The following is a 469-nucleotide window of genomic DNA, read 5'->3' as shown; positions in this document are numbered from 1 at the left end:
CCCGAGGCTTATCGCAGCTTGCCACGGCCTTCATCGGCTCCTGGCGCCAAGGCATCCACCGTGCGCCCTTACTATCTTGACCTGAAACCTTAACCTGACACTATGCAGTTTTCAAAGAGCGAAGGAGCTTTTTCACCTGGTGGAGATGAGCGGATTTGAACCGCCGACCCCCTGCTTGCAAAGCAGGTGCTCTCCCGCTGAGCTACATCCCCACAAATTTTTATGGTGGGCCCAAGTGGATTCGAACCACTGACCTCACGCTTATCAGGCGTGCGCTCTTACCGACTGAGCTATGGGCCCGATCTCTCAAAACCGGACAGTGGTGGGAGGTGAAGGAAGCTAGAGGGTGCAAGAGGTGAAACTCCTTAGAAAGGAGGTGATCCAGCCGCACGTTCCCGTACGGCTACCTTGTTACGACTTCACCCCAGTCACCGGCCCCACCTTCGGCGGCTCCCTCCCTCTCGCGAGG

Annotated in this window: 2 tRNA genes and 2 rRNA genes; all 4 read right to left on the bottom strand. The window is 57.4% G+C overall.

Annotation, left to right across the window (positions count from 1 at the left end):
* Positions 1-82: ribosomal RNA gene (locus DXX99_RS11055) — 23S ribosomal RNA — on the bottom strand; the annotation flags it as partial.
* 55 nt (positions 83-137) lie between these two features.
* Positions 138-212, bottom strand: a tRNA-Ala gene (locus DXX99_RS11050).
* Positions 213-223: 11 nt separating this feature from the next.
* Positions 224-300: transfer RNA gene (locus DXX99_RS11045), tRNA-Ile, on the bottom strand.
* Positions 301-369: 69 nt separating this feature from the next.
* Positions 370-469, bottom strand: a 16S ribosomal RNA gene (locus tag DXX99_RS11040); the annotation flags it as partial.

Origin of the sequence: Ammonifex thiophilus (assembly GCF_003368535.1) — a bacterium.
GTDB classification, from domain to species: Bacteria; Bacillota; Desulfotomaculia; order Desulfotomaculales; family Ammonificaceae; genus Ammonifex; species Ammonifex thiophilus.
Note: the sequence above shows the minus strand (reverse complement) of the source record. Positions and strands in the feature narration are given on the sequence as shown.